Raw genomic sequence first — 19,447 nt, 5'->3', positions numbered from 1 at the left:
GTATCTGAGGTCGTAGAATTAACTTAATATGCCAAGGCTTTTCAACTTTCTGTAAATGGTATTTCGGCTCACACCAAGCATACGAGACGTTTTGCTAATGTTCCCCTGGTTGGCTTGATATGTTTTGAGCAACTTATCTTCGACGGTTGCACGCAGTTCTGAAGTTGGTTCAGCGGATGCTGCTCCTTCTTGAGCTTGGCTGAGTTTCTTACTTAGGTGGGCTGGGACGTGTGTGAGTTCCAATATTTCTTCACCTTGCGCCATTAAGGCGGATACTTTGATTAAACTATCGAGTTCACGCAAATTTCCTGGCCATGAGTAAGACAGCATCAGAGAAAGTAGGTGAGGGCAAAGCTGTTGTTCAGATTCGGCGTGACGCCGATGAATGTTCTCAATCAGTTGTCGTTTGTCATCACGTTCCTCAAAGCGAGGTAGCTCAATGATCAAGCCATTAAGGCGATAATACAAATCTTGGCGGAACAATCCTTCGCTGACCAAATGTTCCAGATCTTTATGCGTGGCTGCAATGATTTGCGTATCGACTTGAATACTTTGGTTTGAACCCACGGGAAGCACGGTTTTATCTTGCAATACATGGAGCAAGCGGCTTTGAGCTTCCAAGGGTAAATCTGCGATTTCATCCAGAAACAAAATCCCTTTGTGTGCTTGGCGAATTTTCCCCTGATAGCCTTTGCTGTTTGCGCCAGTAAAGGCACCGGCTACGTAGCCAAATAATTCAGATTCAACCAGATCTTTTGGTAGCGCTCCGCAGTTAACGGAAACCAACGGTCCCGTTTTTCTCTGGCTGTTTTTATGAAGCGCTTTCACAAACTCGTTTTTGCCAACACCAGTCTCTCCGAGAATCAACAAACTGATGTCTTTATCGATGACGCGATTGGCTTGCTGCCAACAGTGCTCAACTGCGGAGTCGCCATAATGAAGATCATTGGACGCCGCTACAGCACGAGACTTGACCTTGCTATCTTTATCGGTAAGCGGTTTTGTTTTGAAAACGAAAGGGTGCTCATTTCCCCGAGTGGATAGAATGTCGTCTAAGGATTGCCCAATGATACTTTTTTGCGCAAAAAGTTGAGAGGCTACTTGATTGTGAGCCAAAACTTGTCCGTCTTCATTTGCAATGATAATTCCTTGCCAACCACTATTCAGTAAACCTTTTTCGCACGCTAAATCCACACGAATATGCCCTTGTGGAATCAAGTTAAGTAGTTGATTCTCCACTTGCTGGACCATGTTTTGTACTAGTACTTGCGTTGAGAAGTCATGTCTCTTTTGCTCGCTTGTAATATCTAATACGCCAATGAGGTTACCAAGATGATCGAAAATAGGATTAGCCGAACAGCTAATAAAACGATGGTGTTGGATAAAGTGCTGATCACCAATAACAGAAACGGGCTTTGCTTCAACCAAAGCTGTACCAATCGCGTTGGTGCCTTTGACCTTTTCTTGCCAGCATGCTCCAGAGCTTAGCGAGATTTCCGTTAACTTTTCACGAAATCTAGGCTGTCCCCAACTGCCGATGATGACACCATCTGAATCCGTCAAAATTAAGCGACTGTCGCTATGAGCAAATAGCTGATTAAACAAAGGGAGCGCAAATTGAGTGACTGCCTCCAGCAAAAAATTGAGTTGGTGACGCCTATCTTGGAGCGTCGCTGGCGTTACTCGAATATCTTCAGGGCGTCGACGCTGTTTTAAACCCGCTTGTTCACTTCTGACCCATGAAGTTGAAAGCCAATTGTTATCGCTAATATGTTGAAGTTCCATGACTGTACCATTTTGTCACAGTGAGGGTGTGCCATTTTGGAACACTTGAACATTGGTGTTCACACCATACATCCGCTCAAACATCGCTCACTTGGTTTGTTATCGCTTGGTAATCATAGTTTTACATTTAATTAACAACAAGCGTGGCGTAGTTGGCGTGTGACTTGCGTAATGCTCTTTGTGAACAGTGCGATACGACACTGCAATAACACATTGAACGAGAAACAAAAGGAAGAGTTATGATCTATGCACAGCCAGGTAGTGAAAATGCCATTGTTAACTTTAAATCGCATTACGATAACTTTATCGGTGGGGAATGGGTAAAACCAACGGGTGGTGAGTACTTTGACAATATCTCACCAATCAACGGACAAGCGTATTGTAAAGTTGCTCGCTCTGGCGAGGAAGATATTAATTTAGCACTGGATGCCGCGCACAACATCAGAGCAAAATGGGCCAAAACCAGCGTGACAGAACGTTCGAACATCTTGCTGAAAATTGCTGACCGTATTGAGCAGCATCTAGAAGAGCTTGCTGTTGCAGAAACTTGGGAAAACGGCAAACCAGTTCGCGAAACCTTGGCGGCAGATTTACCTTTAGTAGTGGATCACTTCCGTTACTTCGCTGGCTGTATTCGCGCACAAGAAGGCAGTGCGGCAGAACTGGATGAGCACACCGCAAGCTACCACTTCCCAGAACCGATTGGTGTGGTTGGTCAAATTATTCCGTGGAACTTCCCAATGTTGATGGCGGCTTGGAAACTAGCACCGGCACTAGCGGCGGGCTGCTGTGTGGTATTGAAGCCAGCAGAGCAAACCCCAACATCCATTCTGGTTCTGATGGAAAAAATCGGTGACCTTCTTCCTCCTGGTGTCATCAACGTTGTAAACGGATATGGTTCTGAAGCGGGTCAAGCATTAGCAACCAGCAACCGCATTGCGAAACTCGCTTTTACCGGGTCTACGCAAGTTGGCAACCACATTCTGAAATGTGCAGCAGACAACTTGATCCCATCGACAGTTGAGTTAGGTGGTAAATCTCCAAACATCTACTTCTCAGATATCTTCGATTACGAAGATGAGTATCTTGATAAGTGTATCGAAGGTACGTTACTTGGTTTCTTCAACCAAGGTGAAGTTTGTACTTGTCCATCTCGCGTACTGGTTCATGAAGCGATTTATGACAAGTTTGTAGAGAAACTGACGGAACGTGCACAGCTGATTAAACAAGGTAATCCGCTCGATACCGATACTCAAGTTGGTGCTCAGGCTTCTCAAGAACAGTTTGATAAGATTTTAAGTTACCTGGAAATCGGCCGTGAAGAAGGCGCAAAAGTGGTCTTTGGTGGGGGAGTGTCAGAACAGCCAGAGTCTATCAACCAGGGGTACTACATTCAGCCAACCATGTTGGAAGGCCACAACAAGATGCGAATCTTCCAAGAAGAAATCTTTGGCCCAGTGATCGCTATCACCAAATTCAAAGATGAGGCTGAAGCGTTGGAAATCGCAAACGACACTGAATATGGCTTAGGCGCAGGTGTTTGGACACGTGATGCGAACGTTGCATATCGTATGGGCCGTAATATTGAAGCTGGCCGGATCTGGATTAACTGTTACCACGCTTACCCTGCACACGCAGCGTTCGGTGGTTACAAAAAATCGGGTATCGGGCGCGAAACGCACAAGATGATGCTGGATCACTACCAGAACACGAAGAACTTGCTGATTAGCTACAGCATCGACCCGTTAGGCTTCTTCTAGTGAAACTAAGTAATTAATAAAGAAAAAGCAGTATGAATCAAAACCCCGAATCTTCGGGGTTTTTTATTAGCGTGAGCTTGTCGGCTGAAGGTTAACTTAGATGTTTAACCTGCTTATATTGTGATATCAGGAACGTTGAATTATCGCCACTTTTCGTTCCATAAGCTTTTCTACGGCGGCGTTTTGCTTGTCAATGTTGAGTTGCGGATCAAAGTCCAAAACGCGATTGCAAGATTCGAGACTGGCAAATTGATTTAAACATTCACCAAGCTCTCTTTTAGAGCTTGTTCGCATCAGACTGCTTTCTGATGAGGAGAGTAGGGTGACTTTACGGCCATGAAACGTTCCTTGCGGCACTGCATCACTTTGCTGCGCTTGTTGAACGTCATGAACCGATGAATTGGTGTATGTGGATTGGATGTCATTGGACATAAAGACACCTAAACTCTCAAGTCTAAAGTTTGTGGCATCGGTGGTGCCTCATCAATAGTTACATGAGAAGACAATAACGCTTCCCACGACTCGCTGTGCGTCAGCAATTCTGCTAAAGCTGTTTCAAAATATTCGTAATCCAGTCGCCTAATGTTAATGAGTCGGTTTAAACATAGGACGTGTCGGTGGTTATCTAAACTAAAAAATAACTGGTGCTCAGGCCAGTGATAATTAAAGGCCAAAAAAGAACGATAAAGATCGGAATTTACAATTTGAAGGCCAACAATCTCAGCTTCGAGCTGCAGAGTTGTCGATTCAGGATGAAAGATGATATGCACCCTTAGATTATCATCAAAGGCTAAGCTTACTTCATTTTCCGTTAGATGCAGTGCAGGCAAGCCTATTTGATGAGCAAACTTTAGCAAAATCTCATCGATAGTTTGGCGTGCTGACATAGGAATAGTCCCTTTTGAAATTTTATCAAGGAAAATATTAGATGTATCTCTTCATGTTTATCAATATTAGTCGGTTGTTATTATATTTTGGCTTTTAAATGTGTTGAGAGAAATAGAAAGGCAAAAGTAAATGTGTTCAGATGCATATCTCAATGGCAATGAGATATATGAATATCATTTTTCTCTAATAAACTTCAATTAAGGAAGGAATGAAAGTGAGCAGAAACTGCTTTTGAAATTACAGTCCATGTTAACTACGTGTTGTTAAAAAATGCGATTTATTGTCCGCTTGTAGTATAAATATAAGTTGATCTTTTATATTTTTACATAAAGAATTGTGTGAATTTCAAATGAGCTAGATTATATAAAATAAGTTTATGGGGTCATAATGAACAATTCTATATGGGCTGGTTTTATTGGGTTATTCATACTGAGTGGGTGCAGTCAGACTGTGTCCGTTAATGGGGGGGATGGCTTTGATACACAGAGTCAGGCATCAGTCTATGGTTGGGTTTCTGTCGACGGCTACTTTCCACCTTCGATTACTTCTCTTGAAGTGGAAATATGTAAAATTATTGATAATCAATGTTTTAAATCGGCATCTCAGAGCTACCAAGGCGTTCAGTTGCCTGTGCAGTATTCGTTTTTAATTGCACCAATTCAAGCTGGTGAAGGAAAAATGAAGATTATTGGAAAGCTTTATTCAAACGGTGAGCTCGTTGCGGAAAAAGAAAAGAACTATTTATTTTTAGAGGGAAATAAACAAGAAAACTTGATTCTTGTTCCAAAAATAAACAGATAAAATTTTAAGTACTACATTTTTATTAGAATTTTCTAATTTATAAAAATAAAGACTATATCTTTCCTTTTGTGAAAGATTTGTTGTCTTTTATAAACATTAATTACATGACTTTGAAGTCATCGGGTCAGTTGTTTTTTAGACTCATACTTGTTGCAAAAACAGTATTTTTTATGATTATATCTCGCTCCTTGAACACGTTGGCTTGGCGTTTTAGGCTATAAAACATACATTTTTATGATTTTGGAAATTTAATTTTGTTCTAGAAACGATGCCGAAATCTATTTAATTGTATTCTAATGTATAACAAAACAACCAAACTTAAATAACGAAATGATATTTAAGTTTTGGCTAATGATAAACGCTATCTGATAAAAATAATAAAGACGGACAGCAGAAATTTACTAAGTCAAACTTTTACCTTTAGGTAAAGGTAATGCTTGGGTTATTCGCTAATTATTCGGGGGGTATGGTAAGTGATAGAACTTCTATGCTCTTTTCTTTGCTTCTTTAATTCATACAGCAGTACTTAGAAATAACAACAATCAAAGTAGTGCTTTGAAAGTTTCTCAACATTTGCACTGAGAAACTCAAAATAATGAAGGGTAGAAAATGGATGTGTCAGGCCAACTAAACTCAGAAAGGGTCGACTCGAGTTCACGAAAAATTCGTAGTTTTTCCTGCTATGAAAAATCTGACGAAGTATTTCACTCAGACCAGTCTCACATTGTTGTCGTTCACAATGGTCAGCTTCGAGTTCAAACAGGTGATTGCACAATCGATGTTGCTGCAGAAAATGGGGTATTTCTATCTCAAGGGGATTACTTGTTAGAGTACTCTCCGCTAGATGGGGCATACAAAGCGTCGATTATTGCTTACGACAATGAACTCGTTAGTCAGTTGCTGCAAAAACACAGTGATCTCTTGATGATGCTACCTAAGGTAGACAAAGTTTGTTCTGGTTTGTTTACTTTTGGTTTGAACATACTCGTTGAACAAGTGCTTTCTAGCATGCAGACGCTTGAGCAACAAGCGTACCCTGATGCCATTATGTGCCTAAAATACGAAGAACTACTCATTCTCTTGCTACACAGCAAAGGAGGAGAATCACTGTATGCGTTGCTGTCACAACAAACAAACCGTACGTCGGAACGGTTACGTCGATTTATGGAACAGCATTACTTAAAAGAATGGAAGTTGACAGACTACGCGCAGGAGTTTGGTGCCAGCTTAACCACTTTTAAAGAGCTTTTTAATGAGCACTATGGCATTTCTCCAAGAGCTTGGATCAGTGAGCGTCGACTACTGCATGCTCATAAACTGCTGTTGACGAGCAAGATGAGCATCGTAGATGTGGCGATGGAGGCAGGGTTTTCCAGTCAGTCTTACTTTACGCAGAGTTACCGTCGTCGTTTTGGAACGACCCCAAGCCGCGTACGTTCGGGAGACGACCAAGTGGCTATCGCGAAATGAAATGACTTGGGACTAAAATTTTCTGACTAATTTTGAAAGTCACTCACCAGTGTAAATTCTATTATGTATCGTGTAACAACGAACGATTAAAAATTATTACATCTCTTTCTTTCTGGATTGTTCGAAAGGGGTGCGGAGACGAACATAAATGAAAAAGCAGCATTGGCGACGCCGTTCGCTTTTTCCAGACAGCATAGTGACACAGCGGAAAGTGACTGTTTTACAAAGAGGAGCTCGTTATGAAAGCGCCTCGAAACCTACGCAGGATCTCAATGTTGTGCACGTCAATCACCGACAATTGTTGAGTGAAGGCGTCATAAATTATGAGCAGTTATCTTTACTTCAACGCTTGTTGGATAGAAATGTCGTCGATAGCCTATGCGCTAGCCAGTTAGTTAAAACGTATCAAAAACTTGGTGCTTCGATAGACCGGTTTGCCATGCGTTTATTTTTGGAAATTGGATCGCAGCTCAGTGATAGCAGCACAATCACAACGTTCGAACAAAGGCTGGACTACATCAACTCTCGTCTGGGCTTTCGCTTTAATTTGGCTGTCCCAAAAACGTTGATGCTTTGTTTCCATTTATCACTCAACGAGTGGATTAACCGACAAGTCGATCAAAGTGCTCTTCATGCTTCGATTAAAGTTGAACAACTTATCAATCAACTCGATATTCAGAAGGAATATTGGTCGAAGCTATCAGGGGAAGACACCAGTGCCGTCTTTGTTCAACAGCAACTCGATCTCATTAAGAGCCAGCAGCATCAACTTAAAAAGCAACTTGGGACGTTAAGCGAACAACAGTTGCAAGTGATTGAATGTCATCGTTTGTTAATTGAGAAGTGGCAACCGTCTTTAGACGAGCTGAAAGGGTTCGCGGAGTACACCTCTACAACCGAACAATTTATTTCTGAGTGGAAAAATTGGTGTTCGGAAGTGCGACTTGAGGCCCCCGAGCTGAACGAAGTTTGGGATGCATGCGATGTGGTTTACAACGACCAAAATGCGGTTGCGAAAGTATGGCAATGGTTCAAGAACATGCAAACTGTTGGTGATATCGATCACTACTATTTTGATACTCAAAGTGGTCAGTGCGGCCAGGCTTGCAATCACCTCAGCCAGATCTAAATAGGGCGTTAAATGTTAGATAAGATGATGAAATCTTTAGCGGAAGCGCTAAAGGTAGGGGATTTTATTGCCTCAGAAAATGGTTCTTACAACATCGAGGTTGACCAGTTATCACTGACCATCAAGCAACATGCGTCATGGATTTTATGGGAAGCGACGTTACCCTTCCAGTTTAAAGAGCATCTAGATTATCAACAAGAACAAGCGTTACAACGTTGCATGCAGCTCTCATTAAAAACCATTCGTGAGGATGGCGGCGTACTGACAACCAATGATGATCAGCAATTGATTTTGCAAAGTAAAGTAAGGGTTGAGGACTGTTCCGTGGAACGGTTCTCTGCTTTGCTTTCTAAGCACGTCAATCTATGTGAGCGTTACATTGCATTATTGGAACAAGAACGCGTGAACCACACAATCAACCATACAGTGTGGTTACCATGATGCTAAAAATCTTTCCCAACATTAGACGTGCTGCAACAAAGGCATTGTTATGCGCAGTGAGTGTTGTTCCTTTGGGATACGCGCAAGCAACAGACTTACACTGGCCCGAACAACCGTTCCGCTACTATGCAGATAACGACTCATTAAAAGAGTTGTTGAATAACTTCGGTGCAAATTATCGTGTCTCGGTTTCTGTTAGTGACAAAGTCAACGATCGAGTGAATGGGCGTTTTACCCCTGAAGATCCGGCGGAATTCCTCGATTACTTATCGCAAGTGTACAACTTGATGTGGTATTTCGATGGTGCCGTCTTACATGTCTATAAGGCGACAGAAACTCGCTCACGTTTACTTCAATTGGAATTACTTACGGCTAGAGAGCTACGCAGTACGTTAATTTCCACCGGCGTTTGGGATTCTCGTTATGGTTGGAGAGCTGCTGAGAGCAAAGGGTTAGTCTATCTTGCGGGTCCTCCACGTTATGTCGACTTAGTGGTACAAACGGCGGAGGCATTGGAAACGCGCTTGCTGCAGAAATCAAATTCAACCGACGAATTATTCGTTGAGATAATTCCTTTGAAGTACGCTTCTGCAACGGATAGAGAAATTGCATATCGAGATCAGACAATTACGGTCCCGGGCATCGCATCGGTGTTAAAACGGGTCGTGTCTGGTGTTCAAACGCAAGTGGCGAGTGCGTCTAGCAAAGAAGTTACCAGTCCAGATAAGCCTGTAAAAAGTAATAAAACCGCCTCAGTTCATGGTGGCGCAACAGTTGAAGCAGAGCCGGGTCTTAATGCGATTATCGTTCGTGATACTCAAGCACGATTACCGCTCTATCGTAAACTGGTCGCGCAATTAGACCAGCCGCAATCAAGAATTGAAGTCGCGCTATCGATTGTCGATATCAGTGCCAACGATTTAAGTCAGTTAGGCGTGGATTGGCGAGCGGGAGTGTCTGTCGGAAACAACCGCATTGTCGATATCAAAACAACAGGTGATGTGAATTCGGGGGATGTGACGCTCGGCAGTGGACAGAACTTTAAGTCCTTGCTTGATTCAACCAACCTAAATTACTTGCTGGCTCAAATTCGTTTATTGGAATCCAAAGGCAGTGCTCAAGTGGTTTCAAGACCAACATTGTTAACTCAGGAAAATGTCGAAGCGGTACTGAACAACAGCAGCACTTTTTACGTCAAGCTGGTTGGTAAAGAAACCGCAGCGCTGGAAGAGGTCACGTATGGCACGTTACTGAGAATTGTCCCACGTATCGTTGGTGATAGATTTGCTGCACGACCTGAAATTAACCTGAGCCTTCATCTCGAAGACGGTGCAAAGATCGCTGATGGTGGCGTCGATGATCTTCCTTCCGTTCGTAAAACTGAAATCAGCACCTTAGCGACGGTTAAACAAGGGCAAAGCTTACTTATCGGTGGTGTGTACCGAGATGAAGTGAGCCATCAGTTACGTAAAGTGCCATTGCTAGGAGACATCCCATATTTAGGCGCGCTGTTTAGAAGTAATACCAATACTAAGCGCCGCACAGTACGAATGTTTATTTTAGAACCTCGAATTGTTGTGGATGGTATTGGCGATAGTGTGTTGATTGGCAACGAATATGACTTGCGACCAAGTATAGGCAGGCTTAACAACATCTCCAACAATAGCGCTGAATTTAAATCGGTAGTGGAAGTATATAGCTGCACATCGAGGGTTCAGGCCGAGCGCTATCAACAAGACTTATTGTCACAGAAAAAGTCGTCTCAATTAACGCAGTGCCAATTACCAACAGGGCAAAAGGGTTGGCGGGTGAAAGTATTGGAATGTGATGACTCACAAAGTGAGTGTGTGCGCCCTTCAGAGGAGTCTTAACCGCGATGCAGCAATGGAAAATTCGTATTTTATCAGGCGTGCATACCGGAGTAGAAGTCACCTTACCTGAAGGTGCTCTCGTGCTTGGCAGTGACGACTTTATTGCTGATCTTGTACTGTCTGATGCTGGGGTCGAAGCGAACCATTTCAACCTCGTTTGCCAGCAAGACTCGGTCATTTTACGAGGCTGCGAAGAGGCAAATATTAACAGTGAAGACATCGCTGTTGCAGGTGATGGTATCGAGTTGTCACGCCATGCTGTTGTCTCGGTCGGCGTTGTGAAGTTCGCTCTGGGATACGCGGAAGATGCGTTAATTGTGAGTAACGTCAGCGACGAATCTAGCCAACAGAATACACCTGTGGTTGCTGTGCAACGCTCTAGCTGGAAAAAAACAACGCTCATCGCTTTGCTTTGTAGTTTTGTCCCGAGTGTCATTTTTGCCGGTATGTGGTACAGCCAAGCTAACGGAAACAACAATGAAATTGTTACAGAAGCAGAACCCATTGTTTTGGTACGTAACATCTTAGGCGAGCTCAAACTTAGCGACGTTCGTGTGGAATGGAATGCCGCCGCACGCCAAGCAGTCTTAGAGGGCTATGTTGAAGACCGAACACAGAAACTCGATCTGCTTGGTCGAATTGATGTATTGGGCATCAATTACAAAAGTGACTTAAGAACGATGGAAGAAATCCGTCGCGGGGTTCGATTTATTTTGCGCAACCTCGGCTATCACCAAGTGAAAGTCGAAAATGGCGATGAGACCGGCACACTGCTGCTGACGGGCTATATCGATGATGCAAGCCGCTGGAACCAAGTTGAACAAATCTTGGAGCGAGACGTGCCTGGTCTTGTTGCGTGGAAGGTTGAACTGCAGCGAGCGGGTGCCTACATGGATACGCTAAAAGCGTTATTAACGGATGCGGAGCTACTGAAGAAAGTCCAGTTGGTCACCAGCGGTGATCGCATCGAAGTTCGTGGTGAGCTTGATGATATCGAAACGACTCGATTTTACGGTGTGACCCGAGACTTCCGGGAACAATATGGTGAGAAACCGTACTTAGTTTTGAAATCCATACCTAAGGTGAGTAAAGGCACTAACATCGATTTCCCGTTTCGTAGCGTTAACTTTGGCCAGGTTCCATATGTGATTCTGACCGATAACGTTCGCTATATGGTCGGTGCAAGAACGCCTCAGGGCTACCGAATATCCAGTGTTACACCTGCTGGTATTGAGTTGGTTAAAGGCGGGCGGGTGATAACAATAGAACTTGGATATGAAGGCGAGACGAACAATGACAAATCTTGAACAAATTTTAAATAACGACACAAACGGTGCGGAAGTGCACAAGATTAAGAGCAAGCTCTTAGAAGCACAAGCGGTGGTGAAACGTCAGTTGGATTTAGGGTGCTCACCACAGCAGTACCAATTGCTACTCAAACAGTATGAAGCTTACTCAGCCGCCCATGCGGTCGTTGAATCATACGAAGCTAACTAAAAAATACGAGGAAGTCTTATGTCATTTTACGATGCTAGTAACAGTGTAAACCTTGATGATGTTAAAGCTAAGTTAGAACAACAAGCGAAAGATGCCAACACAGAAGTGACGGCAGCCATCAAGAACCTAGAAACCAATGCCGATGATCCATCAAAGCTTGCCGAGCTTCAGCACGCGATCAACAAATGGTCTGTTGTTTACAATATCAATGCGACCACGACTCGTGCGATTAAAGATGTGATGCAGTCGATTCTCCAGAAGGTGTAAAGCATGGAACGAGAAACGCGCCAACTGCTGGCTGAAATCGCGCTGATGGCAACAGGTATGCATCGTCATCAAGAAGCCAACACGATTGCAGATGGCCTTGAAGCAAGCTCAGGTTCTGAAGAGACCGTTGCGATGATTCGTGCAATGAGCCTCATGAATAAAGGCTTGTATGAAGAGGCTCATCAATTACTCGAACCACTTTGTAACGCCTATCCAGATCTGATCAGCTTAGCGGCTCTTGCTTCTGCCAAAGCCGGTTTACTGAGCAAAGCGGAAAGCTGGGTAGAACTTGCGTCACAAGGAAGCGAAGAAAGCCAAGCATTTGCTGCGAGCTTTTCTCAGGACATTAGGAATCTTGGATGATCATTGATTCAAGCAACCTAAGTCTTCAACACCAATCTTTGCGTCAGTTGGAGTCGCGCCATTATGAGCGGAGCGATGAAGACAAGATGAAAGCACTCATGGAGCGAAGTGACAAGCAAGAGCAAGTTTCACATGTTTCTCCAAAAGAGACGCTAGAGAAAACAGAAGCCAAACTGGCGGAGATTAAAGCGTGGTACGAATCATTAAAAGACGCAGAGGTTGTCAGTAAACAAAGTGTCTTATCATCGTTAAATGAAGCGTTTTCCGACCCTCAAGTTAAACGAGAGGCAATGTGGTACGCCTTTCATGAGGCGAAGAGTGCAAAAGGCAACGAGCAGCCACAATCTGATTTGTTAAAGGTGTTGAAGCAGGAGTTACTAGGGAATTTTTCGGGACAGCTTATTGCCGAACCACCTGCTGATAAAACAGCACTAAAAGCAATGCTAGCGCAGCATTTTCCACTGGGTGCCCAGAAAGAACAAGCCTTATGGCATTGCTGGGCAGAGTTGAAGTCGTTACCTGATATGGCATCAACACTGGACATGGTTCGTGATGAACTTAGCTTCATGATCCAAAAAAATGCGATGGTGAAAAACATCATGACTCACAGTCACAAGTTAGATTTATCTTAGGAGTACATATGATAAACACGCAGTACACCGAGGTGATGCAAACCAACATTGATAAGTTACAGGATGCGCAAGTCGAAGACGGTTTAAGCGAACGTTTTGAGCAAGCCATGTCGGTTCCCGAGGCAAGTAATGGCCTGGAGGGCGGTTTGCTAGAAAACATCAGCGAGTTGAAAAACACTATCGATAACGCGAAAAGTAACCTGCAAGACAACATGAAGATGGTGGGTGATGATCCGGCGCAATTACTGCAAATGCAGTGGGCGCTGACACGCATTACTTTTCAAGAAGAGCTGATCGCGAAAACCGTGGGTAAAACCACACAAAACGTAGAAACCTTATTGAAGGCACAATAGTGATGATGAATAAAATGAGAGCAGTTTTCATCATGCTCACGTTGTTTCTGGTAGGTTGTCAGACCGAGTTATACACCAACGTTACTCAGAAAGAGGGTAATGAGATGTTGTCGATCTTACTATCCGAAGGTGTCGTTGCAACAAAAGAACCTGACAAAGACAACACCGTCAAGTTAATGGTAGACAGTTCTCAAATCGCCTTCGCGGTAGATGCGCTAAAGCGAAAAGGTTATCCAAGAGAGCAGTTTTCTACACTGAAAGAGGTGTTTCCCAAAGACGATTTGATCTCGTCACCATTAGCAGAACGAGCACGTTTGGTGTACGCGAAATCTCAAGAGCTCTCGTCAACCTTATCTCAGATTGATGGCGTGCTGGTGGCACGTGTTCATGTTGTTTTGGAAGATCAAGATCTGCGTCCAGGAGAGCGCCCAACTCCAGCTTCTGCCTCCGTATTTATTAAACACGCGGCAGATATTGCGCTTGATTCATATGTTCCGCAGATCAAATTATTAGTGAACAACAGTATTGAGGGGTTGAACTACGATCGAATCAGCGTAGTGATGGTACCCTCATCAGAGGTTCGAGTTGCTACTCAAAACAATCAATTTAAAAGCATTTTGTCGGTTCAGGTCACCAAAGAGACGGCGAATAATCTTATCGCCATTTTGGTGTTCTTGGTAGCGGCACTCATCGGCTCGAATATCGCTACTTTTACATGGTGTCGTAGGAACACGAAGCGTGGTTAAACCAGAAACACCACTCGCGCAGGTACAACACCAGTTTAACTATGCGCCTTGCCAGTACATCCATAGAAGTTGGATAGAGCAAAAGCAGCCTTGGTTACTAAATATCGAAGGCTGGAGAGATAACCCCATGTTCAACCAATGGTGTATCAATGAGTGGGCGTTATCTCCCGTTCCTGAGATGGCTTTTAACAAACCTTGCCATAGCTTGGCGTTGCTCCCAGCGGATGCGTTGAACCAACTCGTATTGATGGTGGGCGGAGCTTTACATTGTGTGGCAATGCGAGGCGTTGTTTTAAAACATCCGAAACAGGTTCTGAACAACGTCTTTGGATTGGAAGGCGCTCGGTTCTTGATTCAAAACGGGCCGATGCTGTTATCCAGCTGGCCGCAAGGCTGGCAGCGTTCGTTACCAGAACTACTGGATGAAAGGTCTGTTGAAGCAAGTATGAGGGCGCTGGGATATTTTTGGATGAGGTTTATTTTGATTAACTCACCGGAAGATGTTGTTCTTCGTTGGCAATTCAAATTGGAAAAGCAACTTAGCGAAAACGCGGAAACAGCTAACTGGTTGGAAGCGGATCAACGAGATCTGGCGTATCGACTCACAAAAAAAATCGCAAAACAGGTTATTCCTCAATGGTTTCATTTGTTGAAATAAAAACAGACAATTTGCAGCTGGCACCTGGCTTAAAGGTGCTGAAAGCGAAAGATTATGCCAGTTATCTGGATTCGCAACACTTAGTTGAAGCCGCGAACTCCAAAGCTGAAAGCATCATTGCTAATGCCCAACAAGCCTACGAAACCGAAAAACAACGTGGTTATCAAGATGGCCTTGCACAAGCCAAGATTGAAAATGCGCAAACGATGGTTGAAACCTTAGCACGTTGTAATGACTACTATCAGCAAGTCGAAGAAAAAATGACAGGTGTGGTGTTAGAAGCAGTACGTAAGATCATCGATACCTTCGATGATGTCGATACCACGGTGAGTGTAGTTCGAGAAGCGTTGCAACTGGTGAGTAACCAAAAGCAGGTCATTTTACATGTCCACCCAGAGCAGGTTGTTGAGGTGAGAGAAAAGGTGGCTGGTGTATTAAGTGATTTCCCTGAAGTCGGTTATGTTGACGTGGTAGCAGATGCGCGCTTGAAAAATGGAGGCTGCATTTTGGAAACAGAAGTTGGGATCATCGACGCCAGTATTGATGGACAGCTGCATGCATTAAAGCAAGCCATGGTGAAGCAGCTCAGCGAGCGTAAAATTACGATTCATGAATAAACCTCAAAAACTCAGCACTTGCTGAGTTTTTTCATTTTAATGCCTTTAAACAAAAAAAATCCGACCATTTCTAAAATATTCACTGCCATAAATCCTTAAGAATACACCTAAGAAAGCTGCTTAGTTGATAAGTGTTGCAACTAAGCAGCGCCTCTAAAACAACAAAAATAGGATTATTTAGTCGAATGGCTAATGGATTTATAACTTCTTTACTGACAGATTTTGCCAGCCGCTGCCAATTGGAGCCGTTGGTTTTTGATGAGGATGATTGTTGCCATCTACTCGTTGAGCAAAACACAGCAATCACAATTCGTGCACAAGAAGATCGTGTGACGCTTATCGGGCTGATTTCAGGTGATAAACCGAGTGCTGATATTTTGCATCAACATATGAAAGATGCCTTAACGCAAGGCTCTCCAGCGGTATGCTGGGAGGAAGAGACCGGATATATCGGTTTCATACACCTGCCTCAGCAACTGCTAACTGCATCTTTTTTCGATGAGTCATTTGCGAATTTCATCGAGTGGTTAAAAAGTGCGAATACACAAGAAGTAACCAATAAAACAACCGAAGTACCGGAAACGAATACCACTCATTTTTCCACATTAAGGGTTTAAAACATGATCAGTTTTGGAAGTGTTAGCGCGTTGCAGGCCGCCATGCCGCAAGCTCGTAACGAGATACTTAACGAAGGTAAGCTGAGTATTGGTGGCAAAGAATACCAAATCAACGCAGCGACCCAAGAATTTACTCGCGCCAATCCTACGAATGGTGCAGTAGCGCGATTTTTTGAAGCGACAGGAAAACTGTTTCGCGAAGGTAGCCCACAATCGGTAGCGAAAGCCCTTACAAAAGCCGTATTTGATAATGAGCAAGGACAAGCTCAGCGTTTACAAGCTGCTTCTTCTGTTGAGCATGGACAAATGTTCTTCAAAGATGGAAGCATAAAAACCGCATCAGATGTCTTAAATGCCTTTGCGAAGTTAGACAGTAAATCAGTTCAGTCGAACTCTGCTGAGCTAAACCAGTTAGCAGAGCGAGCGATGACAGAGGCAATGTTAGAAACCGATTCTGGTAAAAACCTCACATCACTGATTGGCGAAAGTGCAGCGAAGTCGCTTGCTGGACGTGTAGTAAAAGACTACGGCGGTGGTGTATCTGCAGCGCAGAAAAACCCGGCAGGTAGCATTAATCAAATGCAAGCGGTGTTTGATATGGAGGTGATGCATCTTAAATCGGCGCAACGTCATATCGAAGGTCTAGCAAGCACTGATCTAAGCCAAGGTGTATACGCTGAAGGACTGGCGGAGGATGCGTTTAACAAAAGTGGCGTAACCAATAATGTTGAAAGAGCTGCGGCGTGGATCATTAATGCTTCAAACTCTAAAGGAAACGATGCCGAAAATATTACGTCTTTACTGAAAGAATACGCGTCTAATGGTAAAGATTTATTGAATATGGAAAACCTAAAAGAGCTACACGCTCGATTGGTGCCTAATGTTGAGCGTGATTACCGAGGGCCAAATATTTCGGGTGGCACTTTGCCGTCAAGTATTGGCGGTGAGGGCATGTTAAAGCAGCACATTGAAGGCTTTTTGAAAGAGAACCCTGTAGAAGATAAAGACTTAGGTAAACATTTGTTCGCCGGAGTTATCGGGTACCATGGCTTTACCGATGGAAATGGTCGCATGGGGCGCATGCTATACGCGATAGCAGAACTTCGTAACGACTCGTTCAATCCTTTAGCTATGGATGCAGAAAATAGCCTTCACGGTATTAAGTGATTTTCTACTTCTATTTAATTTTTGGAGCGGCGATTGCCGCTCTTTTATTTTCCAGCTTAACCTTAATTTTTCTTCTCAATAAAACGGCTAATAGCAATAAAAATGAGACGTTGAAATAAAGTGTCGGTTTCTATCTCGCCATAAAATCTCTTTTCTCCTTATTCGCTTATTTAAATGAGCCGTTATACCCAAGTGGCTTCGCTGAAACAAATATATCGATGTCACTTAGTTATAATAAATTAGACAGGACACAACATGGATACAGGAAAGATTAATATGCTTCTCTCTGAGCTAGGAGAAGTGCTGAACCTTGAGCGCGTGACAGCGTATGACGATCAAATGTGGTCACTGCATTTTGCTGAAAACAACAGTGTCGATGTTCTGCTCGTAGAGGAAAAAGGCGAGTTATTGATTTCCAAAAACCTGCTTATAGAACAAGATGATATTACGCTAGATAAACTTCAAGTTTTACTTGAATACAACTTTTTGTATCGAGAAACAGGTGGTGTGCAGTTTTGTGTGAATCCAACACGCAAAGACGTTGTTCTTCAAGTTGCTATCGCGACTGGAAGTGAACTCACCAACATTGCTAACTTAATCATTCAGTTGAACGAATTAGTTGATACTTGGGGACAGTTATTTCAAAACAACACGGTTGTAGATTTTAGCCAAACAGACGTACACGCATTTATTCAAGTTTAAGGCATCACACATGGTCAATATTAATACATCGCAAATGCACTCGTTGAGTCAGTTAACGTCACATTTGGCGACACAAAATCAAGCTGACGACAAAGAGGTTCGAGCACACAACGGTAAAGATATTTTTGTTAAAGAGGGCGCACCAAAAAATAAAAGTATCAGCGCGCGTATTAGCCACCAGAATAAAGCGAAAGATATTGTAGTGAACCTGCTTACTAAGCAGGGTATTCCTAAAGATGTTGCGAAGCTCATGCTGAAAAATGTGTTGAACGGTGAAAACAAGTTAACGCTTGGGAGCCTGAAAAATCTTGAGAGATTGTCGTCTGGTCCTAGCTCAAATTGGCCCACTGCACAAACGGCAGCCTCTTCTTCCAAAACCAATAAAGCCTCATCGAGTGTCGCGCTTATCAACGAACATAAAGCCAACCTTCAAAAGCTTGGTGATTTTGCCTGTACGGACTTAAATACGTTCGGTGTTAAGGGGTCACAGTTTTATGAAACAAAAGGAAAGCCACGACTAAAAGAGCTTCACGCGGATCAAGCGCGAATCATGCAAGATCACAGAGCGACGATGTCCGCAAACGGAGTTCAAGCTGCAGCACAAAGAGGAACCGCACCGCAATTAAGCACTCTACAGAACATTGCTAAGGCAGTACAAACCGCGAAAGCCGGCTGCTGTACTACATTTGCCTTTGCTGCCGCCGCTGAGATGATTCAAGGCATGTCAGGAACACCTGAAAGTGAACCCAAAGTAGAAGTGGTTGCGTTTAAAAAGGGTCATTCAGGTACACACCTTTATGTACTGGTTGGTCGACAAGAGGAGAGCGACATAAAAGATCCATCAACGTGGAGTAAGGATGTGAAAATTGTTGACCCGTGGGCGACATCTGCATTCGGTGCACCAATGTTTGGAGATGCACAACGACCACCTGTTTCGAATATGTTCCCGCCAACAGAAGTCATTTTTGATAGCCATAAACTGGGTTAGTCACTCTGCAAAAGAAGTGAGCAAATACATCATGCTAAGCATCTAACCTTTATTGAAAGAGCAGCTCTGAGCTGCTCTTTTTTATTACTCTGGCAACTCGATTTTAGAGCGAGATTTCTGCGGAAAACCTCACAATGAAGGCGAAAAAGTGACAAAAATAAAGCCATTACCGACATCGTTCAATCTGCAATCGTTGTTCAATAGAGTTATTGAAACAAAAGGAAAAAGTTATGAACACGATTCAACAACTGCTCTTGGAGTTTTGCCAACTCAATGAGTTGCCCGAACTGAATTTTGAAGAAAATGAACGTTGTCAGCTACTGGTCGATGATCGCTACATGTTGTATTTCATCGCTACAGATACGGATGATTTGATGCTGTCTGTAACGTTCGGAGGGTTAGAAAAATCCGGTGAACAACGACTAAAAGGTTTAGAGCTTCTTGCTCATGCTAACTATCAAGGAATAGGTAGTGGCAGCCTCGCACTTGCTTTGGCTCCAAACGGTCGACAGCTTGTCTTAGCAGGACGTAAACCCGTTGAGCATCTAAATACGACGAACCTTACCGCTTGGTTTCACGAAGTTATTGAACAGGCCGAGCTGTGGCAAGCGCGTTTCGCAATGTTGGATCAAGCGATTCCAACCACCTCTAATCATGAACAAGCTCATGTTCAATCACTTCGTGTGTAGGAGAGA

Annotated in this window: 23 protein-coding genes; 20 read left to right on the top strand and 3 right to left on the bottom strand. The window is 43.5% G+C overall.

Translation table 11 applies throughout. The features are described from left to right. Positions 1-18 precede the first annotated feature (18 nt). Positions 19-1,785, bottom strand: a complete 1,767-nt coding sequence (locus H9L11_RS00230) for a sigma-54-dependent Fis family transcriptional regulator (protein ID WP_005377167.1) — start codon at positions 1,783-1,785, stop codon at positions 19-21. A 239-nt stretch (positions 1,786-2,024) separates the two neighbouring features. Between H9L11_RS00230 and H9L11_RS00225 the strand changes: the two genes are divergently transcribed. After that, complete coding sequence (locus tag H9L11_RS00225; protein ID WP_005377169.1) at positions 2,025-3,545, top strand: aldehyde dehydrogenase family protein; 1,521 nt, start codon at positions 2,025-2,027, stop codon at positions 3,543-3,545. Positions 3,546-3,671: 126 nt separating this feature from the next. Here H9L11_RS00225 and exsE2 read toward each other — a convergent pair whose 3' ends face one another. Both exsE2 and exsC read right to left on the bottom strand, forming a co-directional pair. Continuing rightward, positions 3,672-3,977, bottom strand: coding sequence for a T3SS regulon translocated regulator ExsE2 (gene exsE2, locus H9L11_RS00220; protein ID WP_017821350.1), 306 nt, complete (start codon positions 3,975-3,977; stop codon positions 3,672-3,674). 8 nt (positions 3,978-3,985) lie between these two features. Further along, on the bottom strand, positions 3,986-4,432 hold the full coding sequence (gene exsC, locus H9L11_RS00215) for a type III secretion system regulatory chaperone ExsC (RefSeq protein WP_005377174.1): 447 nt from the start codon (positions 4,430-4,432) through the stop codon (positions 3,986-3,988). A 388-nt stretch (positions 4,433-4,820) separates the two neighbouring features. Here exsC and H9L11_RS00210 point away from each other — a divergent pair, with 388 nt between their 5' ends. The 19 genes from H9L11_RS00210 (at position 4,821) to H9L11_RS00120 (ending at position 19,441) form a co-directional block, all read left to right on the top strand. After that, positions 4,821-5,234 carry a YscW family type III secretion system pilotin gene (locus tag H9L11_RS00210; RefSeq protein ID WP_205390907.1) on the top strand — a complete coding sequence of 138 codons (414 nt, stop codon included), beginning with the start codon at positions 4,821-4,823 and terminating at the stop codon, positions 5,232-5,234. Between the two features lie 609 nt (positions 5,235-5,843). After that, a complete protein-coding gene (locus H9L11_RS00205; RefSeq protein WP_005377191.1) occupies positions 5,844-6,704 on the top strand; it encodes an AraC family transcriptional regulator in 861 nt (286 codons plus the stop codon). Positions 6,705-6,852: 148 nt separating this feature from the next. Continuing rightward, positions 6,853-7,833, top strand: coding sequence for a T3SS regulon anti-activator ExsD domain-containing protein (locus tag H9L11_RS00200; RefSeq protein WP_005377193.1), 981 nt, complete (start codon positions 6,853-6,855; stop codon positions 7,831-7,833). A 12-nt stretch (positions 7,834-7,845) separates the two neighbouring features. Next, positions 7,846-8,274 carry a YscB family type III secretion system chaperone gene (locus H9L11_RS00195; protein ID WP_005377195.1) on the top strand — a complete coding sequence of 143 codons (429 nt, stop codon included), beginning with the start codon at positions 7,846-7,848 and terminating at the stop codon, positions 8,272-8,274. Continuing rightward, positions 8,262-10,145: a type III secretion system outer membrane ring subunit SctC gene (gene sctC / locus H9L11_RS00190; protein ID WP_141135630.1), complete on the top strand. Its 1,884-nt coding sequence runs from the start codon at positions 8,262-8,264 to the stop codon at positions 10,143-10,145. Before H9L11_RS00195 ends, sctC begins: the two co-directional genes overlap by 13 nt. Positions 10,146-10,150: 5 nt before the next feature. Beyond that, a complete protein-coding gene (sctD, locus tag H9L11_RS00185; RefSeq protein ID WP_205390906.1) occupies positions 10,151-11,452 on the top strand; it encodes a type III secretion system inner membrane ring subunit SctD in 1,302 nt (433 codons plus the stop codon). After that, entirely contained in the window at positions 11,439-11,642 is a 204-nt protein-coding gene (locus H9L11_RS00180) for an EscE/YscE/SsaE family type III secretion system needle protein co-chaperone (RefSeq protein ID WP_149192513.1), read from the top strand. Before sctD ends, H9L11_RS00180 begins: the two co-directional genes overlap by 14 nt. Before the next feature lie 18 nt (positions 11,643-11,660). Then, complete coding sequence (sctF, locus tag H9L11_RS00175; RefSeq protein ID WP_005377199.1) at positions 11,661-11,909, top strand: type III secretion system needle filament subunit SctF; 249 nt, start codon at positions 11,661-11,663, stop codon at positions 11,907-11,909. A 3-nt stretch (positions 11,910-11,912) separates the two neighbouring features. After that, complete coding sequence (locus H9L11_RS00170) at positions 11,913-12,272, top strand: YscG family type III secretion system chaperone (RefSeq protein WP_005377200.1); 360 nt, start codon at positions 11,913-11,915, stop codon at positions 12,270-12,272. Then, a complete protein-coding gene (locus tag H9L11_RS00165) occupies positions 12,269-12,904 on the top strand; it encodes a YopR family T3SS polymerization control protein (protein WP_053307006.1) in 636 nt (211 codons plus the stop codon). The genes H9L11_RS00170 and H9L11_RS00165 overlap by 4 nt, the downstream gene beginning before the upstream one ends. Positions 12,905-12,912: 8 nt before the next feature. Further along, the gene (sctI, locus tag H9L11_RS00160; protein WP_005387149.1) at positions 12,913-13,257 is read left to right on the top strand and encodes a type III secretion system inner rod subunit SctI; all 345 of its coding nucleotides are present in this window, start codon (positions 12,913-12,915) and stop codon (positions 13,255-13,257) included. Beyond that, a complete protein-coding gene (sctJ, locus tag H9L11_RS00155; protein WP_086012989.1) occupies positions 13,257-14,003 on the top strand; it encodes a type III secretion inner membrane ring lipoprotein SctJ in 747 nt (248 codons plus the stop codon). Before sctI ends, sctJ begins: the two co-directional genes overlap by 1 nt. After that, entirely contained in the window at positions 13,996-14,661 is a 666-nt protein-coding gene (gene vscK / locus H9L11_RS00150) for a SctK family type III secretion system sorting platform protein VscK (protein WP_170890277.1), read from the top strand. The genes sctJ and vscK overlap by 8 nt, the downstream gene beginning before the upstream one ends. Beyond that, complete coding sequence (locus H9L11_RS00145) at positions 14,640-15,278, top strand: HrpE/YscL family type III secretion apparatus protein (RefSeq protein ID WP_005387146.1); 639 nt, start codon at positions 14,640-14,642, stop codon at positions 15,276-15,278. Before vscK ends, H9L11_RS00145 begins: the two co-directional genes overlap by 22 nt. 185 nt (positions 15,279-15,463) lie before the next feature. Beyond that, on the top strand, positions 15,464-15,895 hold the full coding sequence (locus H9L11_RS00140) for a type III secretion system chaperone (RefSeq protein ID WP_042523798.1): 432 nt from the start codon (positions 15,464-15,466) through the stop codon (positions 15,893-15,895). A 3-nt stretch (positions 15,896-15,898) separates the two neighbouring features. Further along, a complete protein-coding gene (locus H9L11_RS00135) occupies positions 15,899-17,062 on the top strand; it encodes a VopS family T3SS effector adenosine monophosphate-protein transferase (protein WP_025768118.1) in 1,164 nt (387 codons plus the stop codon). A gap of 255 nt (positions 17,063-17,317) precedes the next feature. Continuing rightward, positions 17,318-17,764 carry a type III secretion system chaperone gene (locus H9L11_RS00130; RefSeq protein WP_025768119.1) on the top strand — a complete coding sequence of 149 codons (447 nt, stop codon included), beginning with the start codon at positions 17,318-17,320 and terminating at the stop codon, positions 17,762-17,764. A gap of 10 nt (positions 17,765-17,774) precedes the next feature. After that, a complete protein-coding gene (gene vopR / locus H9L11_RS00125; RefSeq protein WP_033906167.1) occupies positions 17,775-18,752 on the top strand; it encodes a type III secretion system effector VopR in 978 nt (325 codons plus the stop codon). A gap of 230 nt (positions 18,753-18,982) precedes the next feature. Then, on the top strand, positions 18,983-19,441 hold the full coding sequence (locus H9L11_RS00120; RefSeq protein WP_005387141.1) for a CesT family type III secretion system chaperone: 459 nt from the start codon (positions 18,983-18,985) through the stop codon (positions 19,439-19,441). The last annotated feature ends 6 nt before the right edge of the window (positions 19,442-19,447 follow it).

It is taken from the genome of Vibrio sp. sp1 (genome assembly GCF_016920955.1).
In the GTDB taxonomy this organism is placed as follows: Bacteria; Pseudomonadota; Gammaproteobacteria; order Enterobacterales; family Vibrionaceae; genus Vibrio; species Vibrio alginolyticus.
The sequence above is the reverse complement of the archived record's forward strand: the minus strand, read 5'-3'. Positions and strand labels throughout refer to the sequence as shown.